Source organism: Ruegeria sp. YTSC230 (assembly GCF_059609665.1).
Genome location: NZ_JBXWMC010000001.1, coordinates 565,157 through 590,839 on the forward strand (window position 1 = coordinate 565,157; position 25,683 = coordinate 590,839).

General features: G+C 57.2%; 27 protein-coding genes. 12 read left to right on the forward strand and 15 right to left on the reverse strand.

Going from position 1 to position 25,683, the window contains the following annotated elements; translation table 11 throughout:
• Positions 1–91: 91 nt before the first annotated feature.
• Entirely contained in the window at positions 92–2,950 is a 2,859-nt protein-coding gene (uvrA, locus tag AC2FD9_RS02670) for an excinuclease ABC subunit UvrA (protein WP_496835262.1), read from the forward strand.
• A 9-nt stretch (positions 2,951–2,959) separates the two neighbouring features.
• On the opposite strand, the gene AC2FD9_RS02675 is transcribed toward uvrA, so the two are convergent.
• The 5 genes from AC2FD9_RS02675 to AC2FD9_RS02695 form a co-directional block, all read right to left on the reverse strand.
• Positions 2,960–3,184 carry an excinuclease ABC subunit A gene (locus AC2FD9_RS02675; protein WP_496835264.1) on the reverse strand — a complete coding sequence of 75 codons (225 nt, stop codon included), beginning with the start codon at positions 3,182–3,184 and terminating at the stop codon, positions 2,960–2,962.
• 205 nt (positions 3,185–3,389) lie between these two features.
• Positions 3,390–4,262, reverse strand: coding sequence for a 3-hydroxyisobutyrate dehydrogenase (mmsB, locus tag AC2FD9_RS02680; RefSeq protein WP_496835265.1), 873 nt, complete (start codon positions 4,260–4,262; stop codon positions 3,390–3,392).
• A 3-nt stretch (positions 4,263–4,265) separates the two neighbouring features.
• Positions 4,266–5,306, reverse strand: a complete 1,041-nt coding sequence (locus AC2FD9_RS02685; RefSeq protein WP_496835267.1) for an enoyl-CoA hydratase/isomerase family protein — start codon at positions 5,304–5,306, stop codon at positions 4,266–4,268.
• A 7-nt stretch (positions 5,307–5,313) separates the two neighbouring features.
• Entirely contained in the window at positions 5,314–6,456 is a 1,143-nt protein-coding gene (locus AC2FD9_RS02690; protein WP_496835269.1) for an acyl-CoA dehydrogenase family protein, read from the reverse strand.
• Positions 6,457–6,573: 117 nt separating this feature from the next.
• Positions 6,574–7,689 (reverse strand): carboxylate-amine ligase, encoded by a 1,116-nt coding sequence (locus AC2FD9_RS02695; protein ID WP_282118526.1) that lies wholly within the window; start codon positions 7,687–7,689, stop codon positions 6,574–6,576.
• A 140-nt stretch (positions 7,690–7,829) separates the two neighbouring features.
• Here AC2FD9_RS02695 and AC2FD9_RS02700 point away from each other — a divergent pair, with 140 nt between their 5' ends.
• Both AC2FD9_RS02700 and AC2FD9_RS02705 read left to right on the forward strand, forming a co-directional pair.
• Complete coding sequence (locus AC2FD9_RS02700) at positions 7,830–8,681, forward strand: class I SAM-dependent methyltransferase (protein WP_496835271.1); 852 nt, start codon at positions 7,830–7,832, stop codon at positions 8,679–8,681.
• A 71-nt stretch (positions 8,682–8,752) separates the two neighbouring features.
• Entirely contained in the window at positions 8,753–9,229 is a 477-nt protein-coding gene (locus AC2FD9_RS02705) for a fasciclin domain-containing protein (RefSeq protein WP_108859083.1), read from the forward strand.
• 52 nt (positions 9,230–9,281) lie between these two features.
• On the opposite strand, the gene AC2FD9_RS02710 is transcribed toward AC2FD9_RS02705, so the two are convergent.
• On the reverse strand, positions 9,282–9,881 hold the full coding sequence (locus AC2FD9_RS02710; RefSeq protein WP_108858717.1) for a L,D-transpeptidase: 600 nt from the start codon (positions 9,879–9,881) through the stop codon (positions 9,282–9,284).
• A 251-nt stretch (positions 9,882–10,132) separates the two neighbouring features.
• On the opposite strand from AC2FD9_RS02710, the gene AC2FD9_RS02715 reads away from it, so the two are divergent.
• Positions 10,133–10,918 carry an EF-hand domain-containing protein gene (locus AC2FD9_RS02715; protein WP_058271512.1) on the forward strand — a complete coding sequence of 262 codons (786 nt, stop codon included), beginning with the start codon at positions 10,133–10,135 and terminating at the stop codon, positions 10,916–10,918.
• A gap of 66 nt (positions 10,919–10,984) precedes the next feature.
• On the opposite strand, the gene AC2FD9_RS02720 is transcribed toward AC2FD9_RS02715, so the two are convergent.
• Positions 10,985–12,484, reverse strand: a complete 1,500-nt coding sequence (locus AC2FD9_RS02720) for a CoA-acylating methylmalonate-semialdehyde dehydrogenase (RefSeq protein WP_496835273.1) — start codon at positions 12,482–12,484, stop codon at positions 10,985–10,987.
• 104 nt (positions 12,485–12,588) lie between these two features.
• On the opposite strand from AC2FD9_RS02720, the gene AC2FD9_RS02725 reads away from it, so the two are divergent.
• The 3 genes from AC2FD9_RS02725 to coaD all read left to right on the forward strand — a co-directional run bounded on the left by AC2FD9_RS02725 (position 12,589) and on the right by coaD (position 14,566).
• Positions 12,589–13,491 carry a LysR family transcriptional regulator gene (locus AC2FD9_RS02725; RefSeq protein WP_058271896.1) on the forward strand — a complete coding sequence of 301 codons (903 nt, stop codon included), beginning with the start codon at positions 12,589–12,591 and terminating at the stop codon, positions 13,489–13,491.
• 60 nt (positions 13,492–13,551) lie between these two features.
• Positions 13,552–13,989, forward strand: a complete 438-nt coding sequence (locus AC2FD9_RS02730; protein ID WP_058271514.1) for a CBS domain-containing protein — start codon at positions 13,552–13,554, stop codon at positions 13,987–13,989.
• Positions 13,990–14,074: 85 nt separating this feature from the next.
• The gene (coaD, locus tag AC2FD9_RS02735) at positions 14,075–14,566 is read left to right on the forward strand and encodes a pantetheine-phosphate adenylyltransferase (protein WP_058271515.1); all 492 of its coding nucleotides are present in this window, start codon (positions 14,075–14,077) and stop codon (positions 14,564–14,566) included.
• Here coaD and gap (AC2FD9_RS02740) read toward each other — a convergent pair.
• From gap (AC2FD9_RS02740) to gap (AC2FD9_RS02750), 3 genes are all read right to left on the reverse strand, one after another.
• The gene (gene gap, locus AC2FD9_RS02740) at positions 14,558–15,562 is read right to left on the reverse strand and encodes a type I glyceraldehyde-3-phosphate dehydrogenase (protein WP_496835276.1); all 1,005 of its coding nucleotides are present in this window, start codon (positions 15,560–15,562) and stop codon (positions 14,558–14,560) included. The genes coaD and gap (AC2FD9_RS02740) overlap by 9 nt on opposite strands.
• 82 nt (positions 15,563–15,644) lie before the next feature.
• On the reverse strand, positions 15,645–15,788 hold the full coding sequence (locus AC2FD9_RS02745) for a hypothetical protein (protein ID WP_282118521.1): 144 nt from the start codon (positions 15,786–15,788) through the stop codon (positions 15,645–15,647).
• 71 nt (positions 15,789–15,859) lie between these two features.
• Positions 15,860–16,861 carry a type I glyceraldehyde-3-phosphate dehydrogenase gene (gap, locus tag AC2FD9_RS02750; protein WP_058277839.1) on the reverse strand — a complete coding sequence of 334 codons (1,002 nt, stop codon included), beginning with the start codon at positions 16,859–16,861 and terminating at the stop codon, positions 15,860–15,862.
• A 181-nt stretch (positions 16,862–17,042) separates the two neighbouring features.
• On the opposite strand from gap (AC2FD9_RS02750), the gene AC2FD9_RS02755 reads away from it, so the two are divergent.
• Together AC2FD9_RS02755 and AC2FD9_RS02760 are read left to right on the forward strand one after the other, a co-directional pair.
• Positions 17,043–18,014, forward strand: a complete 972-nt coding sequence (locus AC2FD9_RS02755) for a DUF808 domain-containing protein (protein WP_496835278.1) — start codon at positions 17,043–17,045, stop codon at positions 18,012–18,014.
• Between the two features lie 15 nt (positions 18,015–18,029).
• Positions 18,030–18,443 (forward strand): hypothetical protein, encoded by a 414-nt coding sequence (locus tag AC2FD9_RS02760; RefSeq protein WP_496835279.1) that lies wholly within the window; start codon positions 18,030–18,032, stop codon positions 18,441–18,443.
• A gap of 51 nt (positions 18,444–18,494) precedes the next feature.
• On the opposite strand, the gene tkt is transcribed toward AC2FD9_RS02760, so the two are convergent.
• The gene (gene tkt, locus AC2FD9_RS02765; RefSeq protein WP_496835280.1) at positions 18,495–20,519 is read right to left on the reverse strand and encodes a transketolase; all 2,025 of its coding nucleotides are present in this window, start codon (positions 20,517–20,519) and stop codon (positions 18,495–18,497) included.
• A gap of 234 nt (positions 20,520–20,753) precedes the next feature.
• On the opposite strand from tkt, the gene AC2FD9_RS02770 reads away from it, so the two are divergent.
• The 3 genes from AC2FD9_RS02770 to AC2FD9_RS02780 are packed head-to-tail and all read left to right on the forward strand — an operon-like array spanning position 20,754 to position 22,293.
• Positions 20,754–21,551 carry a hypothetical protein gene (locus tag AC2FD9_RS02770; RefSeq protein WP_496835282.1) on the forward strand — a complete coding sequence of 266 codons (798 nt, stop codon included), beginning with the start codon at positions 20,754–20,756 and terminating at the stop codon, positions 21,549–21,551.
• Entirely contained in the window at positions 21,551–21,946 is a 396-nt protein-coding gene (locus AC2FD9_RS02775) for a cell division protein ZapA (protein WP_496739919.1), read from the forward strand. The genes AC2FD9_RS02770 and AC2FD9_RS02775 overlap by 1 nt, the downstream gene beginning before the upstream one ends.
• Positions 21,943–22,293: an MliC family protein gene (locus AC2FD9_RS02780; RefSeq protein WP_109311584.1), complete on the forward strand. Its 351-nt coding sequence runs from the start codon at positions 21,943–21,945 to the stop codon at positions 22,291–22,293. Before AC2FD9_RS02775 ends, AC2FD9_RS02780 begins: the two co-directional genes overlap by 4 nt.
• On the opposite strand, the gene grxD is transcribed toward AC2FD9_RS02780, so the two are convergent.
• The 4 genes from grxD to purL form a co-directional block, all read right to left on the reverse strand.
• Positions 22,294–22,656, reverse strand: coding sequence for a Grx4 family monothiol glutaredoxin (gene grxD / locus AC2FD9_RS02785; protein ID WP_058277848.1), 363 nt, complete (start codon positions 22,654–22,656; stop codon positions 22,294–22,296). It lies immediately after the preceding gene.
• Positions 22,643–22,933: a hypothetical protein gene (locus AC2FD9_RS02790; RefSeq protein ID WP_058271526.1), complete on the reverse strand. Its 291-nt coding sequence runs from the start codon at positions 22,931–22,933 to the stop codon at positions 22,643–22,645. Before AC2FD9_RS02790 ends, grxD begins: the two co-directional genes overlap by 14 nt.
• Positions 22,934–23,116: 183 nt before the next feature.
• Positions 23,117–23,353 (reverse strand): BolA family protein, encoded by a 237-nt coding sequence (locus tag AC2FD9_RS02795; RefSeq protein WP_282168374.1) that lies wholly within the window; start codon positions 23,351–23,353, stop codon positions 23,117–23,119.
• Between the two features lie 136 nt (positions 23,354–23,489).
• Positions 23,490–25,649 carry a phosphoribosylformylglycinamidine synthase subunit PurL gene (purL, locus tag AC2FD9_RS02800; protein WP_496835284.1) on the reverse strand — a complete coding sequence of 720 codons (2,160 nt, stop codon included), beginning with the start codon at positions 25,647–25,649 and terminating at the stop codon, positions 23,490–23,492.
• Positions 25,650–25,683: the final 34 nt, after the last annotated feature.

Consider the following 25,683-nt stretch of genomic DNA (forward strand, 5'->3'; position numbering starts at 1 on the left):
AGATGACAGTTCTTGCTTTGTTCTAATTTTTCTGTTGGAGTTCCAGCGTCGTTCACCTATTTCTAAGACACTTGTGTGTTGGGGGCCAAAAATGGCTGAGCTGAAGAATATCGAAGTGCGCGGAGCGCGCGAACATAACCTCAAAGGTATCGACGTGGACATCCCACGTGATCAGCTTGTGGTGATCACCGGGCTGTCGGGGTCCGGTAAGTCGTCTTTGGCTTTCGACACGATCTATGCCGAGGGCCAGCGGCGTTACGTTGAAAGCCTGTCAGCCTATGCGCGCCAGTTTCTGGACATGATGGAAAAGCCGGATGTGGACCACATCAGCGGCCTTTCACCGGCCATCTCGATTGAACAGAAGACTACATCCAAAAACCCGCGTTCGACCGTCGGAACGGTCACCGAGATCTATGACTATATGCGCTTGTTATTCGCCCGGTCCGGAACGCCGTACAGCCCGGCCACTGGGCAGCCGATTGAGGCGCAGCAGGTTCAGGACATGGTCGACCGCATCATGACGATGGAGGAGGGGACGCGAGGATACCTGCTCGCCCCCATCGTGCGCGACCGCAAAGGCGAATACAAAAAAGAATTCCTTGAGCTGCGCAAGCAGGGTTTTCAGCGCGTTAAGGTCGACGGAGAATTCTACGAACTGGATGAACCGCCCACGCTGGACAAGAAATATCGCCACGACATTGATGTCGTTGTCGACCGCCTTGTCGTGCGCGAAGGGATGGAGACCCGGCTGGCCGACAGTTTGCGTACTGCTTTGGACTTGGCCGACGGTATCGCCGTTCTCGAAACCGCGCCGCGTGAGGGCGATCCGGAACGGATCACGTTTAGCGAGAACTTTGCTTGCCCGGTCAGCGGCTTCACCATTTCTGAAATCGAACCCCGTTTGTTTTCGTTCAACGCTCCGTTCGGGGCGTGTCCGGATTGTGATGGTCTTGGTGTCGAGCTGTTCTTTGACGAACGCCTTGTGGTGCCGGACCAGACCCTGAAACTGTACGACGGGGCGTTGGCGCCCTGGCGCAAGGGAAAGTCGCCGTACTTCCTGCAGACCATTGAAGCGATTGCCCGACACTATGAGTTCGACAAGAACACGCCGTGGAAGGACCTGCCGCCAAAGGTGCAGCAAGTGTTTCTGCGCGGTTCCGGCGACGAAGAAATCCAATTCCGCTATGATGAAGGCGGGCGGGTCTATCAGGTCACCCGCAGCTTTGAGGGCGTGATCCCGAATATGCAGCGCCGCTATCGCGAGACCGACAGCGCATGGATCCGTGAAGAGTTTGAGCGGTATCAGAACAACCGACCCTGTGGTGCCTGTGAAGGCTATCGCCTACGGCCTGAGGCGCTGGCGGTTAAGATCGCAGGCGCGCATGTTGGGCAGGTTGTGCAGATGTCGATCCGCGAGGCCCTGGCCTGGATCGAAGATGCACCGAACCATCTAAGTGTCCAGAAGAACGAAATCGCACGCGCCATTCTCAAGGAAATCCGCGAGCGGCTGGGATTTCTGAATAACGTTGGTTTGGAATACCTTACGCTGTCCCGCTCAAGTGGTACCTTGTCTGGTGGTGAAAGCCAGCGCATTCGTCTGGCCAGCCAGATCGGATCTGGTTTGACAGGAGTTTTGTACGTTCTGGATGAACCGTCCATTGGTCTGCACCAGCGGGACAATGATCGCTTGCTTGGGACGCTAAAGAACCTGCGTGACCAGGGTAACACAGTGATTGTCGTCGAGCATGACGAGGAAGCAATCCGCGAGGCGGATTATGTTTTTGACATCGGGCCGGGGGCTGGAGTGCATGGTGGTCAGGTTGTCAGCAAGGGCACACCTGATCAAATCGCGGCTGATGCGGCCTCGATGACCGGGCAATACTTGTCGGGAACCCGCGAGATCTCGGTCCCGGCTGAGCGACGCAAAGGGAACAAAAAGAAGGTGACGGTTGTCAAAGCGACCGGGAACAATCTGAAGAACGTGACGGCGGAGTTTCCGCTCGGCAAGTTTGTCTGCGTCACCGGCGTTTCCGGAGGCGGAAAATCGACGCTTACGATTGAGACGCTATTTAAAACTGCCTCCATGCGTTTGAACGGCGCACGGCAAACGCCGGCGCCCTGCGAAACCATCAAAGGGTTGGAGCATCTGGACAAGGTCATCGACATTGACCAGCGCCCCATCGGGCGAACTCCGCGTTCGAACCCAGCGACTTACACCGGGGCCTTCACGCCGATCCGCGATTGGTTTGCCGGTCTGCCCGAGGCAAAGGCGCGCGGCTATAAGCCCGGACGTTTCAGCTTTAACGTCAAAGGTGGTCGTTGCGAGGCATGTCAGGGTGACGGCGTCATCAAGATTGAGATGCACTTCCTGCCTGATGTCTACGTCACCTGCGAAACCTGCAAGGGCGCGCGGTACAACCGTGAAACGCTGGAGATCAAGTTCAAAGGCAAGTCTATCGCCGATGTCCTTGATATGACCGTCGAAGACGCGCAGGAGTTCTTTAAGGCCGTGCCGTCGATCCGCGATAAAATGGACGCACTGGCGCGGGTCGGGCTTGGTTATATTAAGGTTGGGCAGCAGGCGACCACACTTTCGGGTGGCGAGGCGCAGCGCGTGAAGCTTTCAAAAGAATTGTCCAAACGCTCGACCGGGCGGACTCTGTATATTCTGGATGAACCAACCACTGGCCTACATTTCGAAGACGTGCGCAAGTTGTTGGAAGTGCTGCATGAACTGGTCGATCAGGGCAATACTGTCGTTGTGATTGAACACAATCTGGATGTCGTCAAAACCGCCGACCACATCATTGATATCGGCCCGGAAGGCGGCGATGGCGGTGGCGAAATCGTGGCAACCGGGACGCCCGAGAATGTGGCCGAGGTCGACCGCAGCCATACCGGCAGGTACCTCAAACCGATGTTGGACGGTGCGCGCGTTGCTGCGGAATAGTGCAGTTCTTTAGTAAAGAATATCAGCCACTGCGCCGATCAGGTTCAGCACCTTTTGCGTTTCGGGGTCGACACGATAAACGTAATCGCCCGCGCGAATGTAGGATCCGCCGCGATTCAGACCATAACGGTAGGGATCATTGATCCAGCGGTAGTCGCGCGTGATATAGTCGCCCTTTTTGTACTGGTTTTTTACCTGACCCGGCGGAACACAGGGCACTGCTTTTTTTGCCAAGCCTGGCGGGCAATGACCCGCCTTACTCTTTCCGTTCCCTGCAATTGCTGTAGCCGGACTCAATGAAAGCGCGACAATGGTCAAAGTAACAGACAGAATTCGCGACATCATGTTTCCTTTCGCGTTAAAGCGCGGTTAGGAAACAGATGGCCGCTGTTTGTCTGCCGGTCAACCCGATGGGCAGGAAGTCGCCACCCTGTGGCGACTAGCCCCTGGTACGGTTTTCAAAACGTGGCAGCATGGCGGAAAAATCCTTGCCCAGCCCGTCTTCGGATTCGACGAATTTCTCATAAAGCGCCGTTGCAACCTGTCCCATGGGCGTGTCTGCGTCCGAACTTTCAGCAGCTTGCTGGCTGAGGCGAAGATCTTTCAGCATCAGTTCAGCCGCGAAACCGGGCTGATAGTCGTTGTCCGCGGGGCTTGCAGGGCCGACACCTGGGGCAGGGCAATAGGCGTTCATCGTCCAGCTATAGCCCGAAGACGTGCTGACCACATCGAACATCTTTTGCCGGTCCAACCCAAGCTTGTCGGCCAGCGCAAAGGCTTCGCAGGTGGCGATCATGGTTATGCCCAGGATCATGTTGTTGCAAATCTTGGCCGCTTGACCAGCACCGGATTCGCCGCAATGCACGGCTTTCTGACCCATAATGTCGAACAGCGGCGATGCCTTTTCAAACGCCGCGTCGCTACCGCCGGCCATGAAAGTCAGCGTACCCGCTGCCGCACCGCCGATGCCGCCCGACACCGGGGCGTCGACTGCGAGAACGTCCGCTTCCTTGGCTTGCTCGGCGACGGCGCGGGCGCTGTCTACATCGACAGTCGAACAGTCGATCCAGACCGCTCCGGGCGCCATGGCGGGAATGATCTCATTTGCCACCGCCCGCAGGATCTGTCCGTTCGGCAGCATGGTCACGACGATGTCGGCATCGGTCGCGGCTTCAGGGCCGGAGCTGGCCATAGTGACACCCGGCACGGTGACATCCGCCATATCAAAGCCGCTGACATCATGCCCTGCTTTGGCAAGGTTGGCCGCCATCGGATTGCCCATGTTGCCCAGACCGATAAACCCGATTTTCATTCCTTAATCCTCCTCAAAAGTCAGCGTGTCCGCGCCCAAAGGTTGTAGCATCTTTGAAACAGCGACAGCCGGTACGTCTTGGTTCTGATGGCGCCAGCTCGGGTTGCGATCCTTGTCGATGATCTGCGCCCGAATACCTTCCAGAAAATCCCCGTGTTCCATCGCGCGATAGGTGAAGCGATACTCCAGCTCCAACGCCTTGCGTATGGTCAGGTTTGGAGTGCGTAGACGGTGCAGTATCTCGATCGTGCAGGCCATGGAGAGTGGTGAATTACGCCCGATCAACTTCAGCGCGTCAGCGGCGGCGTCATTGTTTGAGTTGCGCAGGCTGTTCTGTATATCTCCAAGAGTTTCGCCCCCGAAATCCGTCTCAATTGCATCTTGCATTGCGACCAACGAACCTTCGGGCGGCGTGTCGGAATGGCTTTCAAGAATGCTGGCGTCGCCGGATGCTTCAAGCATGTCGATCAGATCAGACCATTGCTGGATCGGAATGTGACGATCTGCGAAACCGGCCAGAATGGCATCGGCTGGCCCCATGCGATGCCCGGTTGTGCCGAGGTATTCACCTAACCGTCCGGGTGCGAGTGCCAGCATCAGCGTGCTGCCGACATCCGGAACCAAACCGATCGAGCATTCGGGCAGAGCGATTTGCGACGTTTCACCAACGATGCGATGGCTGCCATGGCACCCGATGCCGACGCCTCCACCCATCGTGAAACCCTGTAGGAAGCTGACTACCGGTTTTGGGTATTCGAAGATCAGAGCATTCAAGCGGTACTCATCGCGCCAGAACTTTCGGCCGTATTCAAAATCGCCCATGGTGCCGGTCTCATAAAGCTCGGCAATGTCACCGCCCGCGCAAAAGGCCTTGTCGCCCTCGGCATCCAGAATGACCAGATCGACCGCGTCATCCTCACGCCAGTCGCGCAAAGCGGTGTCGATGGCCAGGCACATATCATAGCTGAGCGCATTTAGCGCCTTGGTCCGGGTCAGGGTGATACGACCGGCACGGCCTGCTGTGCGAATATAGATGTCTGACATAAAGTCCTCAGCGCTGAGAGAGCATCTGGCGGGCAACGATGACCCTCATGATCTCGTTCGTGCCTTCCAATATCTGATGCACGCGCAGATCGCGCACAAGTTTTTCGATGCCATAGTCGGCCAGATAACCATAGCCGCCGTGCAATTGCAGGCATTGATCCACCACTTTCGATCCCGTTTCGGTCACGAATTTCTTGGCCATAGCGCAGAACTTTGTTGCATCCGGCGCGCCTTGATCCAGTTTCCACGCCGCCTGACGCAGGAATGTCCGGGCGGCCTGCAATTCGATCTCCATATCTGCCAGACGGAACTGAAGGGCCTGAAACTGGTCGATGGATTGCCCGAAAGCCTTCCGCTCGGACATGTATTGCAGTGTCATGTTCAACCCGGTTTGTGCGGCACCTAGAGAACAGGACGCGATGTTCAGACGCCCGCCATCCAACCCCTTCATCGCGTATTTGAAACCGTCGCCCTCGACACCTACAAGGTTGTCGGAAGGGATCTTGCAATCGTCGAACTGCACCTGCGCCGTAGGCTGGCTTTTCCACCCCATCTTTTGTTCAAGCGCGCCAAAGCTAAGGCCGGAGGTGCCATCTTCGACATAAACTGTCGAAATGCCCTTGGGCCCATCCTGACCGGTGCGCACCATGCAGACATAGGCATCCGAATACCCGCCACCCGAGATGAAAGCCTTGGTGCCGTTCAGGGTATAGCCTTCGTTCGTGCGTTCAGCACGGGTTTTCAAAGCGGCTGCGTCAGAACCTGAGCCGGGCTCGGTCAGGCAATAGCTGAGCACGGTGTTCAAGCTTAGAACATTGGGCATGATGCGGGATTTCAGCTCGTCACTCCCAAAGCTGTCCAGCATCTTGGCACACATGTTGTGGATCGACAGAAAGGCCGCGACAGAGGGGCAGGCCATCGACAAAGCTTCGAACACAAGCGTGGCGTCCAAACGAGACAGGCCAGAACCGCCGCTGTCCTCAGAAACATAAAGGCCGCCGAAACCCAGCTCACCAATGCGCGGCCAAAGGTCTTTGGGGATGGTGCCTTCGGCTTCCCACTGGCGGGCAAATGGGGCGATGTTTTCCTGCCCGAAATCATGGGCCATGTCGAAGATTGCGTTCTGCTCTTCGGTTGTTGCGAAATCCATGGATTGCCTCCCACGCTGCCCGTTGAATTGAACGAGTGTTTATTTCCCAATCCTTACAGAAATTTTGCACGGCCATCAATCACGGGCACATTCTTGTGCGGGAAAACGTGCCAACGTTCAGAGGTCTTGATGGAATTCGTCAATCAAGTGTTGAACCACAGCCTTGCCGGGGTCATCACCTTTTGCCGCTGCCTCGGCATGTACCCGGCGCTGGCGGGTGGCCGAGGTGCCGTTCTGGGCAATCTGCTGCAGCTTTGCCAACTCAGTCATGGTGCCCAGAGCTTCGGCGTCTTCGGCCAGCAGACCCATCAATTCGCCCATAAGTTCCGGCATGGGTTTGATTGAGCGATCTCCGAAGTCAATCATCCCTTCGCCAACGCCATAGCGCTGCGCACGCCAGCGGTTTTCGCCAATGAGAAAGCGATCGTATTGTCGCCACCTGAGATTTCGGTCTTTCAAGCGACATAGCATGCGCGTTAACGCCTGCACCATTGCGGCCAGTGAAAGTGCATGCTCCATGCGGGGCTGCACGTCCATGATCCGGGTTTCCAGCGTTGGATATTGGTGCGACGGTCGCAAATCCCACCAGATTTTCGTGGTGTCTTCGATCACGCCCAGTTCGACCAGAACGCCCGTAGTACGCTCATATTCGGACCAGCCGGAAAAGATCGGCGGGAGTCCGGTCCGTGGCAAGTTGTCGAACACCGTTAACCTGTACGAAGACAGGCCTGTGTCCTCACCGTTCCAATAGGGCGATGACGTCGACAAGGCCAAGAGATGCGGCAGAAAGTAGGACAGCTGCGGAATCAGGTCGGCGCGCAAGGCTGAATCGGCTACCCCGATATGGACATGCATGCCACAGATCAGCATACGCCGCGCCACTCCGCCCAACGCGTGTTGTAGCGCGTCATATCGGTCTTTGCGCGTGTGTTGCTGTTTTTTCCAGTCAGCAAAGGGGTGGCAGGAAACAGCGATTGGGGCAAGGTTGTGCTCGGCGGCGCGTTTCGAAACACAGGACCGCAAGCGTTTCAGATCCTCGCGCGCAGAGCTGATGGTCACATGCGGTCGCGTACCGACCTCGATCTGGCATTGCAGGAATTCGGGGCTGACCTGTCCTTCAAAATCGGCCTGGCAGGCTTCCATTAACGCGGCAGGCGCTTCGGCGAGTTCCAGACTGTCTCGATCAACCAGCAGATACTCTTCTTCGATGCCCAGCGTAAATTCCTGCTGCATTCCGGCCCTCGCAACTATGTTCCAACCAGTGAATACGGAAATTGTCTTTTTGCCAAGTGTTTGCCAGCTGGGTTCTTGCGAAGCCCCCATGCGCACAGGTAAGGAGGCGTCTAGACTGTCACCAAACCCGGAGCCCCCCCGTGAAACCAAGGAAATTCCCCCGGCTGAACGCCGTGCTTGACCGGTTTGGTGTGAAACTGATCGACAAAGTGACCGAACGGGACGAGCGCGCGCGCCTTGAGGCGTTTGAACGGGCAGGGGGTCTGACCCGACCTGCCTATGCTATGTCTCCGGGGATGGATGGGTTCGACATCACTCAATTGGTGTCGGAATACCAAGAACACTCTGTTTCTCTGGAAGCTCTGAAAGACCCGGCGCGCAACAAGACCGGTTATCGTATCAACAATGGGTACTACGACAGCCCGGACGCGGATGCGCTGTATCTGATGATACGCAGGTTCAAACCCAAACGGGTGATCGAGGTGGGTTGCGGCAACTCGACCCGTGTGACTCGGCAGGCGATTATCGACGGCGGGTTGCAGACCAACGTCACCGCAATCGATCCGTATCCACGGGCAGATATCGCGCATGTGGTGGATGAGTTCGAACAAAAACGTCTGGAAGAAGTCGATCCGGCACTGTTCGAGAAACTCGAATCCGGTGACGTATTGTTCATCGATTCCAGTCACGTTGTTCGCATGAGCAATGACGTCGCGCACCTGTTCTGCCGTATCATTCCGGCGCTCAAACCCGGTGTGATCATTCATGTGCACGATGTTTTTCTGCCTTATGAATATCCCAAACGGTTCTTCTATGATTGCCCGGGCTGGGGTGAGCAGTACATGCTGCATGCACTCCTGCAATCTGGTGCATATTCAATGCTTTGGCCCGGATACTACCTTCAACAGGATCGCCCCGATGCGGTCGAATCCTTGCCATTTTTGAAAGACGGTCGCGCCCAAAGCATATGGGTTCAGGTCAAAGAAAATTGATCTGTTAGTGATCCGGCGCGACTAAGCGCCCGTACCCCTTTCCATAACTAGCTGGAGAGGAGATGACAGCCATGTTTCGTCGTACGTTTATGGGCGCCGCCGCCGCAATTGCACTGACACTGCCTGTAAAAGCACAGGCTGCAGATATCGTGGATACCGCAGTATCGGCCGGGTCCTTCAACACATTGGTCGCCGCCGTTCAGGCTGCGGGGCTTGTCGACACGTTGAAAAGTGACGGACCGTTCACAGTGTTCGCACCGACTGATGACGCTTTTGCGGCACTGCCCGAAGGTACGGTGGAAACACTGCTGTTGCCGGAGAACAAAGACCAACTGGTCGAAATTCTGACCTATCACGTGGTTCCCGCCAAGGTGATGTCCGGTGACATCGCTGGCAAGCGCGCAAAGGTTCTGACCGTGCAAGGCGATCGCCTGAGTGTAAATGCAAAGAACGGCGTGAAAGTGAACGGTGCCGAAGTCATTCAGGCTGATATTGAGACCAGCAATGGCGTGATCCACGTTGTCGACGCTGTGATCCTGCCGGAATAAGATACTTTGATTTCATGAAAAAGCCCCGGTCCTTATGGCCGGGGCTTTGTCGTCAGACCAGTCTGACCTGGGTTCCGACCTGGACAAGAGGAAACAATTCCTCGACATGTTGATTGTACAGGCCGATGCACCCGGACGAGCTTTGGCGCCCGATTTTTCGCGTATCGTGGGTGCCGTGCACAAGATAGGCTGGCCAGCCCAGATACATTGCACGCGTGCCCAACGGGTTGCCTGGTTCACCACCTTCCATACGCACTGGCAAAAGCGGATCACGCTCGCGCATTGATGCGGTCGGTGTCCAGCTTGGGTTCTCGGCTTTGCGCACAACCTTGGTATAACCGCGCTTCGTCAGCTCTTCGCTCATCGGTACCGAACTGGGGTACAGTTTGTAGGTGCCATCGGGCCCCCAATAGTGCACCGCGCGGCTTGTGATATCGGCCAGCAAAGCCCCTGCGCCCAGCTGGTCAAAATGGTCCTGCCAATTCTGTTGCGAGAAGGACGAGACATTGCGGCGCACCGGCAATTGCGTGCTGATCGCCTCTTCTGTTGTTGGGAAAGCATCTGAGCTTTGGGCGCGCAGAAGCGTCGGCGTCGCTAAGACGGACGCAGCACCCAGCAAGGCGGTACGACGATTAATACGGGAACTGGACACGGATGCCTCCTGAAGGAATGCTCTATGGTTTCCGGCAATTTAGTAACTGCTTTCCCTCAGGGCCAGATGCTTGGCTTAAATTTTCCGTGAGATTTACACATTTGACGCAGTTTATTGCCTGTCCGGACGGGGGAATACTCGGTGTCCGGACAGGTTTTTGCTGTTTGCGGGACACGGCTTGGGGTATTTTTTCGGGCATGTCTGCTCCAATTCCAGGGGCCAGGCCCACAGATGTTCGGAGACCGCACGATATGACCAAGAAATCGGAAACCTTGGAAATTCGCGTATCTTATGAGTTGAAAAGCAAGTTGGCAGATCTAAGCGAACAGCGCGGATCGTCGATGAGCGAACTCGTGCGTGGTGTGATCGACCGCGAGCTGGCAGGGCCTTCACCAGACACAGTTGGAGAAGATGAAATGCCCATTCGAACGCTCAGCCGTTTTGCCCCTAAGACGCTCTATCTGCTGCCGGTCTTGTTACTGGCTGGTCTTTATTGGGGGTCTGCCCAAACACCTGCACAAGCAACGCCGATGGCGCGGATCTTCTTTGCCGAGTTGGATCGCGACGGGGACGGGGTGATTACTGAACCGGAATTGTACCAATTCCTGACGGAAGAAGAGGGCCTCATCGTCGGGGATGATTGTGATGTGACAGAAGAATCCTGCACACCAGAGGCAATTGCAGCAGAGGAGATCAATCGGGCGGATTCCAACGCAGACGGTCACGTCGAATATTCTGAATTCGAAATCTTCTATCTAGCAGAGCGGGCGGTGGAGTTTCTCGAATATGATGCCGACGAAAATGGCGTGGTGTCCCCGGATGAATTTGTGGCCATGGAAGTGCGGGATCTCATCGAGTTCCCCGATCCGGAAATGGATGAGCCGCTGTCGGCCGAATGCTTGACCATGGTTGAAAGCGACAAGATCGAAGGCATCGCCAAAGCATGTATCCCCGCGCACGAACTGCGGATGGTCATGGCCGAGTTTGACGCGGATTTTGATGGCAGAGTCACATTGCGCGAATTTCTACAGAACTGACCCCTCGCCGCCCAACGAAAAAGGCCGCCCAACGGGGCGGCCTTTTGAATTTGTTTGGGCGGGAAATCAGTCCATCGCTTTGAAGTTGAACTCGCCACCTTCTTTGATTCCCGACGGCCAGCGCGCCGTGACAGTTTTGGTGCGTGTGTAGAATTTGAAGCTGTCCGGACCGTGCTGGTTCAGGTCACCGAACATGGATTTCTTCCAGCCGCCAAAGGTGTGGTAGGCCAGCGGAACAGGGATCGGAACGTTGATCCCGACCATGCCGATATTCACACGGCTGGCAAAGTCGCGGGCGGTGTCACCATCGCGCGTGAAGATTGCAGTGCCGTTGCCGTACTCGTGATCCATCGCCAGTTTCAGCGCTTCTTCATAAGAGCCTGCGCGCACGGTCGACAGAACCGGGCCAAAGATCTCTTGCTTGTAGATGTCCATCTCAGGCGTCACGTTATCGAACAGGTGTGGGCCGACAAAGAAGCCGTCCTCATAGCCCTGCAAGCTGAAGTCGCGGTTATCAACAACCAGCTTCGCGCCTTGTTCTACGCCCGAGTTGATCAGACCAAGAATACGCTCTTTGGCAGCACCGGTTACAACTGGGCCCATGTCGACGTCATCGCCGGCGGTGTAGGGGCCGACCTTCAGCTTTTCAACGCGTGGAATCAGCTTTTCGATCAGTGCGTCGGCTGTTTCTTCGCCAACGGGCACAGCAACCGAGATGGCCATGCAGCGTTCGCCCGCCGCGCCAAACCCGGCACCGACCAAAGCGTCGGCAGCCTGATCCAGATCCGCGTCAGGCATGACGATCATGTGGTTCTTGGCGCCGCCGAAACACTGCGCGCGCTTACCGTTCGCAGTCGCGCGGGAATAGATGTATTGCGCGATCGGGGTCGAGCCAACAAAGGACACGCCCTGAATGGTATCGCTGTCCAGCAGAGTGTCCACGGCCTCTTTGTCGCCATTGACGACCTGGAAGACGCCCTTGGGCAGGCCGGCTTCGACAAACAGCTCTGCTAGCATCAGGGGAACGGAGGGATCACGCTCGGACGGTTTCAGAACCACTGCGTTGCCGCAGGCCAGGGCAGGGCCTACGTGCCAAAGCGGCATCATGGCTGGGAAGTTGAACGGCATAATGGATGCAACAACACCCAGCGGCTGCCGCATGGAATACATGTCGATGCCAGGGCCTGCGCTGTCTGTGAACTCACCCTTCAGCATCTGCGGTGCGGCGATGCAGTATTCGATCACTTCCAGACCGCGCTGCAAGTCGCCCTTGGCGTCTGGGATGGTTTTGCCATGCTCGCGGCTGAGCGCCTCGGCCAGTTTGTCCATGTCGCGGTTCATCAGGTGAACCATGGCCATCATGACACGTGCGCGTTTCTGTGGATTGGTTGCACCCCAGGCAATTTGCGCGGCGGCTGCGCTTTCGATTGCCGCCGTGGTTTCGGCAGCACTTGCCATCGGGCACTTGTACTGAACCTCGCCAGTGGCGGGGTTAAAGACGTCGTCAAATCGTCCTGAGGTTCCGGCGACATTCTCGCCGTTGATGAAATGGGACAGCTCGGTCATTGCAGATCTCCTCCGATGCGTTTGTGCGCACAATAGGCTTGCATAAATTGCTTGAACAGAGGAAATGTTCCAAAGATGTTTTGCAAAAATGCAAAGGGCAGGGCGTGACACCAAACTGGGATGATATGCGGGTCTTTCTGGCCGTCGCGCGCGAAGAAAGCCTTTCGGCTGCCGGGCGTCAGCTCAAGATAGACCCAGCCACCGTCGGGCGGCGGATTGCTCGGCTGGAAGCCTCATTGGAAGCCCCCCTGTTTACCAAGTCGCAACAAGGCTACCTTTTGACCGCTGCGGGCGAACGCCTGATGGAACACGGGCTGAAAGCCGAAGAGGCGATGCGCGCGGCGGCTGGCGCGATGGCGGGAACGTCGAAAACGCTCAGCGGACAAATACGGATTGGCGCGCCGGACGGGTCGGCCAACTATCTTTTGCCGCAGGTCTGCGCGAAAATCAGCGATGCAAACCCCGATCTGGATATTCAGATCCTGGCCCTACCGCGCGTGATCAACCTGTCCCGGCGCGAGGCTGATATGGCGGTGACCGTCAGTGCACCAACGGCGGGGAGCCTTCTGGTCCAGAAAATCACCGATTACAAACTGCACCTTGTTGCGACGCGCGACTATCTGGCCTCTTACCCGGCAATCCGTTCGATCCAGGACCTGAGTGGCCATCGCATGATTGGCTACATTCCGGATATGATCTTTGACCGCGAGCTGGATTATCTAGTGGATATCGGTGTTGACCGTGTCGCGCTTGCATCGAATTCGGTGTCGGTTCAGCTGCGGCAGGCCACGCTTGGAACGGGGGTTTGTGTGGCGCATGACTTCACCTTGCCGTTTCATCCCAACCTGCAGAAAATCCTGACGGATCAGGTGAGTTTGACCCGGAGTTTTCACCTGGTGCGACATCAGGGCGATCAGCGGAATGAAAGATTGAACCGGTTTGCGCAGGCCTTGACGCAGGGTATTCGGGAAGAGGTTGAGCGGCTTGAGGCTCAAGTGTCACCTTGACAGGTTTAAGCATTCCGGCAACGCTTTGGAAAACAGGACATTATTTCGGAGGTTACGCTTATGCTCGTTCAGGCCATTCTGAAATCCAAGGCCACCGGAGGGGTCGAGACAGTCAGCCCGACAATCACTGTGGCTGACGCCTCGAAAATCCTGGCCGAAAAACGGATCGGGACGGTTGTTGTATCAGAAGATGGCGGCGAAACGGCATCAGGCATCCTTTCCGAGCGGGACATCGTAAGGGAGCTGGCCGCAAGCGGCAGTGGTTGCCTGGCGCAGCCAGTCAGCGCCTATATGACCCGTAACCTTGTGACAGCCACTCAGCAGGACACGGTTCAGGATATCATGACCCGCATGACCGAAGGGCGCTTTCGCCACATGCCCGTTGTCGAAGATGGCAAGCTGGTGGGGATCGTCACACTGGGCGACGTGGTAAAGGCGCAGCTGGCAGAACTGGCTATGGAAAAAGACGCGCTGCAAGGCATGATCATGGGGCATTGAGGCCCTTGAACCCCAAAGCTGCCTCTTGCACCTGCGGCGAAGTTATGTTTGCTTGCGCAGAAATTTTATTGCGCAGGAGGCCGCGATGAGGGTTGGATTATATCCCGGAACATTCGATCCAATCACCTTGGGTCATATCGATATCATTCGCCGTGCGGCTGCTTTGGTGGACAAGCTCGTCATTGGCGTCGCGATCAACCGCGATAAGGGGCCTTTGTTCTCGCTCGAGGAACGCGTTGCGATGATCGAGGCGGAATGTGCTCATCTGACCGAGCAAACGGGAACCGAAATCGTTGCGCATCCCTTTGAAAACCTGCTGATCGACTGCGCCCGTGATGTTGGGGCGCAGATCATTGTCCGCGGGCTGCGGGCTGTTGCGGATTTTGAATATGAATTCCAGATGGTCGGAATGAACCGGGCGTTGGACGACACGGTCGAGACGGTCTTCCTGATGGCCGAGGCGCGGCATCAGGCCATTGCCTCCAAATTGGTTAAGGAAATCGCCCGGTTGGACGGGGACGTGTCGAAATTCGTCACGCCCCGTGTTAATGCCGCGCTACGTGACCGTTTAGGCTAGGGCACCCATCGCTGCGGCGGTATCCAGCATCCGGTTCGAGAAACCCCATTCGTTATCATACCATGCCAGCACACGCACCAGTGTGCCGTCGGTCACCTTGGTTTCCGGCAGCGAAACGGTCGAGCTGTGTGGGTCGTGGTTGAAATCCACCGAGATCAGTGGGCGGTTCTCTGCTGCCAAAACTCCGGGAATTCTGGCTGCGGCTTCGGTAAACAGCGCGTTGACTTCGTCCTCGGTCGTCGGGCGAGAGACTTCAGCGACCAGATCAACCACGGACACGTTCGGTGTTGGGACACGAATGGCCTGACCTGTCAGCTTGCCGGCCAGTTGCGGCAGGACGAGGCCAACGGCAGAGGCCGCGCCTGTCGTGGTCGGGATCATCGACAATGCTGCCGCGCGTGACAGGTAAGGGTCTTTGCCGGCGGTGTCGTGGACGGGTTGGCTTGCCGTGTAGGCGTGAACCGTGGTCATGTTGCCGTGTACAATGCCAAGCCCTGCGTCCAGTGCTGCGGCCACCGGTGACAGGCAGTTGGTGGTACATGACGCATTGGACACCACGTTATCTTCAGCCGTCAGCTCGTGATCGTTGACGCCGAACACGATCGTTTTTACCGCGCCATCGCCGCGGGCAGGGGCCGAGATCAAGACCTTCTTCGATCCGTTCGCGAAATGGCGCGATGCGGCCTCGCGTGTCCGGAATACGCCAGTACATTCCAGAACGACGTCCACATCGGACCAATCCAGTTTTTCCGGCTCGCGTTCGCTGCTCAGGCGGATTGGACCGTTTCCAACGTCCAGGCCTGCCTCGGTCAAAATGACCGGTTTGCCGTACCGGCCATGGACGCTGTCAAATTCGAACAGATGCGCGTTCATTTCCGGCTTCGCCAAGTCGTTTATAGCAACGATTTCAACGTCAGTGCGCTCGGATTCCATGACCGCCCGCAGCACGCCGCGTCCGATCCGTCCAAATCCGTTGATTGCCAGCTTGAGTGTCATGTCCTGCTCCGTCCGAAATGCGGCTAATGTGAAGTTAGCGCTAACAAAGCCAGTTCAGAGGAAAAGTCAAGCAAAACCTCTGTCACCGCCAGAAGGCGAGCCAGTCCAGAAAGGTGTAGAGTTTCTTGCCAAGGAACACGAATTGTTCGGTTCCAAAGAGGGCATAGCTGATAACGAACAAGCTCAGAATGAGCAGGGCAAGCCAGATGGCGATTTGATTTGTCATGCTTGCCCCGGACGAAAACGCCCGCCCAGTTAACCTGAGCGGGCGAAAAGGTTCAAGATTTCAAAGCAACCTTAGTTAAGGCGACCCATGGCAACTGCGACGTCTGCCATGCGGACCGAGAACGCCCATTCGTTGTCGTACCAAGCCAGAACGCGAACCATGCGGTCGCCGACAACGCGGGTTTGGTCGGGTGCGAAGATCGAGCTTTCCTCGGTGTTGTTGAAATCGGTCGAAACAAGCGGTGCGGGTTCATAGCCTAGAACACGCTGCATCGAACCCAGTGAGGCTTCGCGTACGATAGCGTTCACTTCTTCTACCGTTACATCACGAGCAGCGCGGAATGTCAGATCAACCGCAGAAACATTCGGGGTCGGAACACGGATGGCCGAACCATCCAGGCGACCTTTCAGATTGGGCAGAACCTCGCCCAAGGCTTTCGCGGCACCTGTCGATGTCGGAATCATCGACATCGCGGCAGCACGGGCGCGGTAAAGATCACTATGGCGGCGGTCAAGGGTCGGCTGGTCGCCGGTATAGGCGTGGATCGTGGTCATGATGCCGTTCTCGATGCCGATACCCTCGTCCAGTACCTTGGCAAGCGGAGCAAGGCAGTTCGTGGTGCACGAGCCGTTCGAGACCATTTTGTCGTCGGCCACAAGGCTGTTGTGGTTTACACCATAGACGATGGTCTTATCGACGTTTTTGCCCGGGGCAGACAGCAGGACCCTTTGTGCACCGCGATCCAGGTGTGTTTTGGCTTTCAGACCGTCATTGAATTTACCGGTGCATTCCAGAACGACATCGCAGCCATCCCAGTCCAGTTCGTTCATGTCATAGGTCGAGAACATCTCCATCGGGCCGCGGCCCAGATCCATGGTTTTGCCATCGATTGCGACATCGCGGGGGAAACGTCCGTGGACACTGTCATACTTTAGCAGGTGCGCTGTGGTTTCCAGCGGGCCGGTTGCGTTGACCTTGATCACTTCGATGTCGTTGCGGGCGGATGCCGCGATATGCGACAACGTGCAGCGGCCAATGCGGCCAAAACCATTGATACCGACCTTGATGGTCATGTGCTGTCTCCAAATGCGCTTGCGTTGGACGCCATATAGCTGTCAAAGCGCTTTCTCAAAAGACCAAAAGTGACATATTTTTAACGTGTTAGCGCAAACCTGCGCCGGTTGCGCTAACGCTTGCGCTAGCCGTCGGATCGGGTAGGCTCCGGTTGCGGCAGGTGAAGTGAAAGGAAACACCATGAGCGGTCTGTTGGCCCTGTTGGATGACGTAGCAGGTATTGCGAAGGTTGCGGCCTCGTCCGTGGACGATGTGGTCGCGGCGGCCGGAAAGGCGGGCGCAAAGACCGCTGGTGTGATCATTGACGATGCCGCAGTGACCCCGAAATACGTTCAAGGATTCGCCCCGGCGCGCGAGTTGCCCATCATTTGGCGCATCGCGCGTGGTTCCATATTCAACAAGATTATCCTGCTGCTGCCGGTTGCTTTGCTATTGGCGAATTTTGCTCCTTGGTTGATCACGCCTTTGCTGATGATCGGCGGCTCTTACTTGTGTTTCGAAGGGGCCGAGAAGATATTTCATGTCTTATTCCCTCATGGCAGTCACGTTATCGACGAAGACATGGCCATTCGCGACCACGGCCACCTGGAAGAGCAGAAGGTCAAAGGCGCGATCAAGACGGATTTTATCCTTTCGGCTGAAATCATGACGATTGCGCTGGCCGCGATTGAGGCCCCAAACCTGTGGATGCAGGCCGCGACCTTGGCGGTTGTGGGGATCGGTGTCACCGTGGCGGTCTACGGGTCAGTTGCCCTGATCGTGAAGATGGACGATGTCGGGCTGTACCTCGCGCAAAACGCACCGACACCGATTGGGCGAGGGCTTGGGCGCGGGTTGGTCAAAGCCATGCCGGTTGTCATGAAAATCCTGTCCATAGTCGGCACAGCCGCGATGTTGTGGGTCGGCGGTTCCATCATCATTCACGGGATGGAGGTTCTGGGCTTTGGGTGGCTGGGACACCACATCCACGACTGGGCCTATGCCATTGGTCATTCCGTGTCTGAGCAGTGGACCGGTGTTGTTGAATGGGTATCCAAGGCGACGATGGACGGTGTGTTCGGTCTGGCATGGGGGTTTGTTCTGATCCCGGTGGCGACAAAGGTGGTCGGGCCGATGATCGGGATGTTTTCAAAGAAGACTGATGCCCATTGAATTGAGAATCCTGAAATGAGTGACCTGAGCCATTTGCCGGCTTATCGACCGGTTCAGAGTTGGGTCCGCATACAATTGAAGGGGCGCGCAGCCAAACGCAAAACGGCGGCCTTGTCGGCCATGAAACTTGGCGCGGAACAAATGCCGTTTGAACCGCTCAGGCTTTACCAGGTACTGCATTTCCGGATCGACACGGCGGAGACTGCGGCCCGACGCGCCAAGTGGGCAGGGGGGCGATTGTTTAACCTGCTCAGCGGCCAGTCGGCGCAATTCATTCCGGTATATGGAACGCATGTTAGGCAGGTTTTGTCTGCTGCAGGGCAGAACGTGCCCGATGGGATTGTGCCAGCAGAACGGTATGAGTTGCGATTGGATTATGCGAAACGGGCCTATACGGCGTTGAAGGCCGAGCTAAAGCAGCCAAAATAGGAAAGGGCGGCCAAAGCCGCCCTTTTAGTATCTGGCTGATGAGCAGAGCGTTTACTGCCCCAGCAGTTCCTTGACCTTGGCCACGGTTGCCTCGGCGGTGATGCCGAAATGCTTGTACAGCTCACCGGCGGGGGCCGACGCACCGAAGCTGGACATGCCGATGAATCCGGCTTTGGCTTCGCGACCACGTTCACCCAGCAACCAGCGGTCCCAGCCACCGGCGCGAACGGCGGCCTCGATACCGACGCGGACAGGGCCGCCCGGCAGGACGCGCTTGCGATAGGCTTCATCCTGCTGCGCAAACAGCTCCATCGACGGCATGGAGACGACGCGGGTGCCGATGCCTTCAGCCTCGAGCATCGCTTTGGCTTCCATCGCCAGCGACACTTCGGACCCGGTGGCGATCAGAATGGCCTGACGCTTGCCATCGGCATCGGCCAGAACATATGCGCCTTGCGCGGTCAGGTTCTTGGCCTTGTGTTCTTTACGCACCGTCGGCACGCCCTGACGGGTCAGCGACAGAACCGAAGGGCTGTCCTTGAACGTCAGCGCCAGTTCCCATGCCTCAGCCGTCTCAACCACATCGGCGGGACGGAACACATAAGTGTTCGGCGTCGCGCGCGAGATGGCCAGATGCTCAACCGGCTGGTGGGTCGGGCCGTCTTCGCCCAGACCAATCGAGTCGTGGGTCATCACGAAGACCGTAGGCACCTTCATCAAGGCGGCCAAACGCATCGAGGGGCGGGCATAGTCGGTGAACGCCATGAACGTGCCGCCATAGGGGCGGATACCGCCGTGCAGCGCCATACCGTTCATCGCTGCGGCCATGCCGTGTTCGCGGATTCCGTAGTGGATATAGCGACCCTTGCGGTTTTCCGGCAGGAACACGCCCATATCCGTAGATTTGGTGTTGTTCGACCCGGTCAGGTCGGCGGAACCGCCAACGGTCTCGGGCATGATCGGGTTCACTACGTTCAGAACCTTTTCCGAAGACGCGCGGGTGGCGAGTTTCGGCTGATCTTCCGACATCTGCTTTTTGAACGAACGGATCGCACCGGCCAGTTTCTTGGGTGCATCAAACGCATAGGCGCGGTTGAATTCGGCCTGTTTGCGTTCGGAAATCTGCGCGAAACGCTCTTCCCATTCGGCGCGTTCAGCCGCGCCACGGGCCCCGATGGCCTCCCAAGCCGATTTGACGTCAGCAGGGACCACAAAGGCGTCATGGGGCCAGCCATAGCCGTCTTTGGCGGCTTTCAGCTGATCCTGATCGGTCAATGCGCCGTGACCTTTGGAGGTATCCTGCGCGGCGTGACCCAGCGCGATATGGCTTTCGCAGGCGATCATTGATGGTTTGTTCGATGATTTGGCTTGTACAATGGCCGCATCAATCGCGATCGGATCATGGCCATCGATTTCAATCACGTTCCAGCCCGAAGCCTTGAAACGGCGCACTTGATCGGTGCGATCGGCAATATCCACAGTGCCGTCGATGGTGATGTTGTTGTTGTCCCAGAAAACAATCAGTTTGCTGAGCTCATGACGGCCAGCCAGAGTGATGGCCTCCTGGCTGACGCCTTCCATCAGGCAGCCGTCACCCGCGATCACGTAAGTATAGTGGTCGACGACTTTTTTGCCGTAATGCGCGCGCTGAATTTCTTCGGCCATGGCAAAACCCACGGCGTTCGAGATACCTTGTCCCAGCGGGCCGGTCGTGGTTTCAATCCCGTCCACCAGGAAGTTTTCCGGGTGGCCTGCAGTTTTTGCACCCAGCTGGCGGAAGTTCTTGATCTCGTCCAGCGTCACGTCCGCATGACCGGTGAGATACAGCAGAGAATAGACCAGCATCGAACCGTGACCTGCAGACAGGATGAACCGGTCACGATCGGGCCAGTTCGGGGCCGAGGCGTCGAATTTCAGATGCTTTTCAAACAGCACGGTCGCAACGTCGGCCATGCCCATCGGCATACCGGAATGGCCGGAATTGGCGGCAGCGACGGCGTCAAGGGTCAGGGTGCGGATAGCCGCAGCCTTGTTCCAGTGTTCAGGATTGGCATTGCGCAGCGCAGTCAGGTCCACGGGCGTTGTTCCTTTGGATTACAGGCAGATGAGGCGCTCAATACCATCCACCCCCCAAAGTGCAAGTGGAACCGGGGGTTGCGTCGCGTTCGTGGTTCAAGAATGCTGCCCAAGTGATTGAAAGCAAACAGTGGGTATTTTCCGTTTCATTCGGTTAGACTAGGCCAATACCCGGCCTGTATTGATTCGCACGGGCCGCGAAAAAGTGAACCTTGGTAAAGAGGTGGCAGGGGCATGAGCCAGATCGAAGAATTACAGCGCCGTATCGTTGCCGCGATGGAGAGGATTGGAACCGGTGTCGACGCCCTGCGTGACACGGTGCCCGCAAGTGGCGGTGATGACACCGCTTTGCACACGGCATTGGAAGACGAGCGCGTCGCCAATGCGCAGTTGGAAGAGCGTCTGAAATCCCTCAAGGAACGGCACGAGAAGGAAGTCGACGCGATGCGCGCCGACATGGATGCGCTAAAAGCAACGCCAGCCGAAGATCCTGAAAACGGCGCGTTGCGTCAGCAGCTGTCAGAGGCCACCGCCAAATTGGCGGCGGTCGAAGCGGCCAGGGCCGAGTTGGCAGAGGCTAAAGCTGCATTGGAAAACCAGGACGAACTGGTTGTTCTCAAGACAGAAAACGATGAACTTAAAGCGGTTGTGAGCAAAACGCAGTCGCTTGAAGATGAGAATAGAAAGTTGCGGTCCGAATTGGCCGACAGCGAGCGTGTTGCGGAGTTAAGCGCAGAGCTTGAGATGTTGCGTGCGGAACGTGCCAGCCACGGCGCGGCCATGTCGCGTTTGGATGATGATCTTCAACGTATGCGCAAGGCGAACGAACAACTGCGCAACTCGGTGGATGAGTTGCGGGCGGCCAGCAAGGACGGCTTGGCCGATGCCGAGCTGTTGAACCGCGCGACCGTGGCCGAGCTTGAGGCGACAAAGGCTGCGCAGGCGACAGACGCTGCCGAAGCTCAGGCGGTACTGGCCCGACTGGAACCGTTGCTGTCGAAGGCAAAGCTGGCTGAGGGGGAGGTAGAGTAATGCCTGAATTGACCATTCATATCGGTGGCCGCGGTTTTGATGTTTCTTGCCAGGACGGTGAAGAGCCATTCCTGCAATCTGCCGCGAAAATGCTGGATGACGAGGCGCAGGTTTTGTCTGATCAGATTGGTCGGATGCCTGAGGCGCGCATGCTGTTGATGGCCGGGCTGATGCTGGCCGACAAGACCGCCGCTACAGATGACAAGCTCAAACGGGCAGAGTCCAAGCTGGCCGAAGTTGAAGCCGAATTGCAAAGCCTGCGCAACCGGCCTGAGCCCGAGCCTGAAAGGATTGAAGTGGCCGTCGTCCCGCCTTCGGTCACGGACACTCTGGCCGAACTGGCCGCACGCGCCGAAGCCCTGGCCTCGGTGGTTGAGGAGAAAACGGCAAAATGAATGCGTTGAAAACGGTAGCGTTGGCCGGATTGTTCGGTCTACCAGGGGGCTTGGCCTGGGCGGACATGGATATCCTGCCGGTTAGCTTCACCTGCCAGAATGGCATTGAGTTGCAGGTTGCGTATTTCAATGCGTCCGACGGCTCCGGTGCGGCGGCGATGATGGTAGACAACCAATTGGTTGCCTTGCAGCAAGTGCCCAGCGGATCAGGTATTCGCTATGAATCCAAAGGAGAGACCGGGTCGTATATCCTTCGGTCAAAGGGGTGGGATGCGACCGTCAGCTTTCTGGCGGCCAGTGGGGCCACCAGTGAGCAGGTTGTTCTGGAGAATTGCAGCAGTCGCTGATCAGGCGTTTGCTTCGCGAATTTTGTCAGCCGCTTCTTTGTTGAATTCGACACCATTTTCGTCAAACAGCGTGTCCAATTCGCCCGACAGGGTCATCTCGGTGATGATGTCGCAACCGCCGACGAATTCACCTTTGACGTACAGCTGTGGCACGGTCGGCCAGTCAGAATAATCCTTGATGCCCTGACGAACGTCTTCGTTGGCCAGAACATTCACATCGGCATATTCAACGCCCATGTAGTTCAGCACGCCGGCCACGCGGGACGAGAAACCACATTGGGGCATCTCTTTGGTGCCTTTCATGTAGAGCACCACATCGTTGGCTTTGACGGTTTCGTCGATCTGAGTCTTAACGTCGGTCATCTTGCTTGTCCTTTTCACCCGCGTCGGGGGCGGTCGTTTCATCCTTTGACGGGTCCGGGACCCATCCTTCTTCCTCTAGTCGCCGATGCTCGGCCTGTGCCAGGGCCAGCGGATCCAGCCCGTATCTTTCAATGCCGCCGACCTTGCTGATCTTGTCCGGGTCCGGGCGCATGTCGGCCAGCTTACGCTTTCTGTTGCGCTTCACATAGGCTTCGATCAGAGCGGCGGCAACAATCAACGTTGCGATTACTGATATCCAGAACAGCCAACTACTCATTTTTTGCCATCCAGCTTTGGCGAAGGTTGTAGTCGCGGCGCCTCATTATCCTGGTAACACGCCAATATCTGGGTCCGTATTTCAGTAGCTTTGGCAGATCACAAAACAAGATCGCTACGAAGTTGGCAATATCAAAGACCAGAAAGGTCAGCCTTAGCAGAATCCATCCAATCGGCTCATTCACTATTCAGGCACTTTTGTGGTCAACGCCAGCGCATGCAACTCTCCGTCCGCGCCGTCCATCTTGCCCTTCAGGGCCGCATAGACTGCGCGTTGCTGCTGCACCCGGTTTTTCCCCCGAAAGCTCTCGTCCACGACCATTGCGGACATATGCACGCCATCATTGCCGCCAACCTGAATTTCCGCATCCGGAAAGGTTTCGCGCAGTAGGGCTTCGATTTCGTGGGCGCTCATCGGCATGTAGGTTTCTCCTGAAGGTCTTTCTCAAGATGTAGAGCTCCCAGACGGGGCGTGCAAGGGGAGGATAGGGGCCCTGAAACGACAAAACCTGCGCCGGGACAGGCGCAGGTTTCATTTTGCAAAGATTGCTTCGGTGTTATGCGACGGCCTCAGCAAAGCTGGTGCGGAACGTGGTAGCCAAATCCTCTAACGCGGCCTCAGAGTTGCCAACCCGAATGCTGTCGCCAGTGAACCGTCCTACGGACACCAGAGGGACGCCTGCCTGACCAGCAGCGATCATCAATGCCTCGGCCTGATCAAAGTTGCACGCGACCAGATAGCGGGCCTGGTCTTCGCCGAACAGGAACTCGGTCGTGGCTTCATCGAGGTGAACGCCGACGCCTGCGGATTCCGCCAGCTCAAATGCTGCCAGCGCCAGACCACCGTCACCCAGATCGGTGCAGGCCTTGATCATCTCACGGTTGGCACGGATAAACTCGCCATTGCGTTTTTCGGCATCCAGATCGACATGCGGCGCGTCGCCGTCTTCGCGGTTGAACACTTCAGCAAGCAGAGCGGACTGCCCAAGATGGCCGTTGGTTTCGCCGATCACCAGAGCAACATGGCCCTCTCGGACCTCATTGCCGATGATCTCGTCCGTGTGAGTCAGCAAGCCTACGGCGCCAATGGTCGGGGTCGGCAGGATCGCCTGTCCATCGGTTTCGTTATACAACGAGACGTTGCCTGATACGATAGGCATATCCAGCGCGGCTACGGCTTCGCCGATGCCCTGGATCGCGCCGACGAACTGGCCCATGATCTCGGGCTTTTCGGGGTTGCCGAAGTTCAGGTTATCGGTGGTCGCCAATGGATTGGCTCCAACGGCGGTCAGGTTGCGGTAGGCCTCGGCCACAGCCTGCTTGCCGCCCTCAACAGGGTTGGCGCGGACATAGCGTGGGGTTACGTCGCTGGTGAAGGCAAGTGCCTTGTTAGTGCCGTGCACGCGGACCATGCCTGCGCCCAGACCCGGCGTGCGGGCGGTGTCGGCCATGACCATGGTGTCGTACTGCTCATAAACCCACTGCTTGCCTGCATAGTTCGGCGAAGCGAGCAAGGCGCGCAGACCGTCGATCGGGTCGATTTGCGGGACTTCAGCCAGTTCTTCGGCTTCTGGCGTGGCTTCCCAAGGGCGGTCGTATTCCGGTGCCGTCGAGGACAGCTTGGACAGGACCAGATCGGCTTTGACTTCGCCGTTGTGAAGGATCAGGAAGCGGTCTTCGGCGATGGTTTCGCCGACGATGGCGAAGTCCAGGTCCCATTTTTCGAAGACGGCGCGGGCTTCGGCTTCAAGCTCGGGCTTGAGGACCATCAGCATGCGTTCTTGTGATTCAGACAGCATCATCTCATAGGCTGTCATATCTTCTTCGCGCTGAGGAACGTTTTCCAGATCCAGACGCACACCCAGACCACCCTTGTCGCCCATTTCAACGGCGGAACAGGTCAGACCCGCTGCACCCATATCCTGGATCGAAATCACGGCACCGGTCTGCATCAGCTCCAGCGTCGCCTCCATCAGGCGCTTCTCGGTGAACGGGTCACCGACCTGAACGGTCGGGCGCTTTTCTTCGATTGTGTCGTCAAACTCGGCCGAGGCCATGGTTGCGCCGCCAACACCGTCACGTCCGGTTTTTGCACCCAGATACACGACGGGCATGCCGACGCCAGAGGCCGCCGAATAGAAAATCTTGTCGCTGTCGGCCAGACCTGCAGCAAAGGCGTTCACAAGGCAGTTGCCGTTGTAGGCGGGATGGAACCGAACTTCGCCACCCACGCAAGGGACACCAAAGCAGTTGCCGTAACCGCCAATGCCTTCGACCACACCGTTGACCAGCTGGCGGGTCTTGTGGTGGCCGGGCTCGCCAAATGACAGCGCGTTCATCGATGCGATGGGGCGCGCACCCATGGTGAAGACGTCGCGCAGAATGCCGCCAACACCTGTGGCCGCACCTTGATAGGGTTCGATATAAGAGGGATGGTTGTGGCTTTCCATCTTGAACACCACCGCCTGACCGTCGCCGATATCCACAACGCCGGCGTTTTCACCTGGCCCGCAGATCACCTGAGGCCCAGAGGTGGGAAGGGTGCGCAGCCATTTCTTGGACGATTTGTAGGAACAATGTTCGTTCCACATGGCCGAGAAGATGCCGAGTTCGGTAAAAGTCGGCTCGCGCCCGATGATCTCAAGGATCATATCGTATTCTTCGGGCTTAAGCCCGTGTGCGGCAATCAGATCCGGGGTGATGGCGGGCTCTTGCATCGTATGTCCTTGTCCAGGTTGGCCGGGATTGCGG

Excerpts from the sequence above, each read along its gene's own strand:
- grxD (WP_058277848.1), bottom strand. The coding sequence starts at position 22,656 with ATGACCGACGTTAAGACTCAGATCGACGAAACCGTCAAAGCCAACGAT.
- purL (WP_496835284.1), bottom strand. The coding sequence starts at position 25,649 with ATGCAAGAGCCCGCCATCACCCCGGATCTGATTGCCGCACACGGGCTT.
- AC2FD9_RS02790 (WP_058271526.1), bottom strand. The coding sequence starts at position 22,933 with ATGAGTAGTTGGCTGTTCTGGATATCAGTAATCGCAACGTTGATTGTT.
- AC2FD9_RS02715 (WP_058271512.1), top strand. The coding sequence starts at position 10,133 with ATGACCAAGAAATCGGAAACCTTGGAAATTCGCGTATCTTATGAGTTG.
- AC2FD9_RS02795 (WP_282168374.1), bottom strand. The coding sequence starts at position 23,353 with ATGCCGATGAGCGCCCACGAAATCGAAGCCCTACTGCGCGAAACCTTT.
- mmsB (WP_496835265.1), bottom strand. The coding sequence starts at position 4,262 with ATGAAAATCGGGTTTATCGGTCTGGGCAACATGGGCAATCCGATGGCG.
- AC2FD9_RS02685 (WP_496835267.1), bottom strand. The coding sequence starts at position 5,306 with ATGTCAGACATCTATATTCGCACAGCAGGCCGTGCCGGTCGTATCACC.
- coaD (WP_058271515.1), top strand. The coding sequence starts at position 14,075 with ATGAGGGTTGGATTATATCCCGGAACATTCGATCCAATCACCTTGGGT.
- AC2FD9_RS02695 (WP_282118526.1), bottom strand. The coding sequence starts at position 7,689 with ATGCAGCAGGAATTTACGCTGGGCATCGAAGAAGAGTATCTGCTGGTT.
- AC2FD9_RS02770 (WP_496835282.1), top strand. The coding sequence starts at position 20,754 with ATGAGCCAGATCGAAGAATTACAGCGCCGTATCGTTGCCGCGATGGAG.
- AC2FD9_RS02690 (WP_496835269.1), bottom strand. The coding sequence starts at position 6,456 with ATGGATTTCGCAACAACCGAAGAGCAGAACGCAATCTTCGACATGGCC.
- AC2FD9_RS02720 (WP_496835273.1), bottom strand. The coding sequence starts at position 12,484 with ATGACCGAGCTGTCCCATTTCATCAACGGCGAGAATGTCGCCGGAACC.
- AC2FD9_RS02755 (WP_496835278.1), top strand. The coding sequence starts at position 17,043 with ATGAGCGGTCTGTTGGCCCTGTTGGATGACGTAGCAGGTATTGCGAAG.
- AC2FD9_RS02745 (WP_282118521.1), bottom strand. The coding sequence starts at position 15,788 with ATGACAAATCAAATCGCCATCTGGCTTGCCCTGCTCATTCTGAGCTTG.
- AC2FD9_RS02780 (WP_109311584.1), top strand. The coding sequence starts at position 21,943 with ATGAATGCGTTGAAAACGGTAGCGTTGGCCGGATTGTTCGGTCTACCA.
- uvrA (WP_496835262.1), top strand. The coding sequence starts at position 92 with ATGGCTGAGCTGAAGAATATCGAAGTGCGCGGAGCGCGCGAACATAAC.
- gap (WP_496835276.1), bottom strand. The coding sequence starts at position 15,562 with ATGACACTCAAGCTGGCAATCAACGGATTTGGACGGATCGGACGCGGC.
- gap (WP_058277839.1), bottom strand. The coding sequence starts at position 16,861 with ATGACCATCAAGGTCGGTATCAATGGTTTTGGCCGCATTGGCCGCTGC.
- AC2FD9_RS02730 (WP_058271514.1), top strand. The coding sequence starts at position 13,552 with ATGCTCGTTCAGGCCATTCTGAAATCCAAGGCCACCGGAGGGGTCGAG.
- AC2FD9_RS02760 (WP_496835279.1), top strand. The coding sequence starts at position 18,030 with ATGAGTGACCTGAGCCATTTGCCGGCTTATCGACCGGTTCAGAGTTGG.
- AC2FD9_RS02775 (WP_496739919.1), top strand. The coding sequence starts at position 21,551 with ATGCCTGAATTGACCATTCATATCGGTGGCCGCGGTTTTGATGTTTCT.
- AC2FD9_RS02705 (WP_108859083.1), top strand. The coding sequence starts at position 8,753 with ATGTTTCGTCGTACGTTTATGGGCGCCGCCGCCGCAATTGCACTGACA.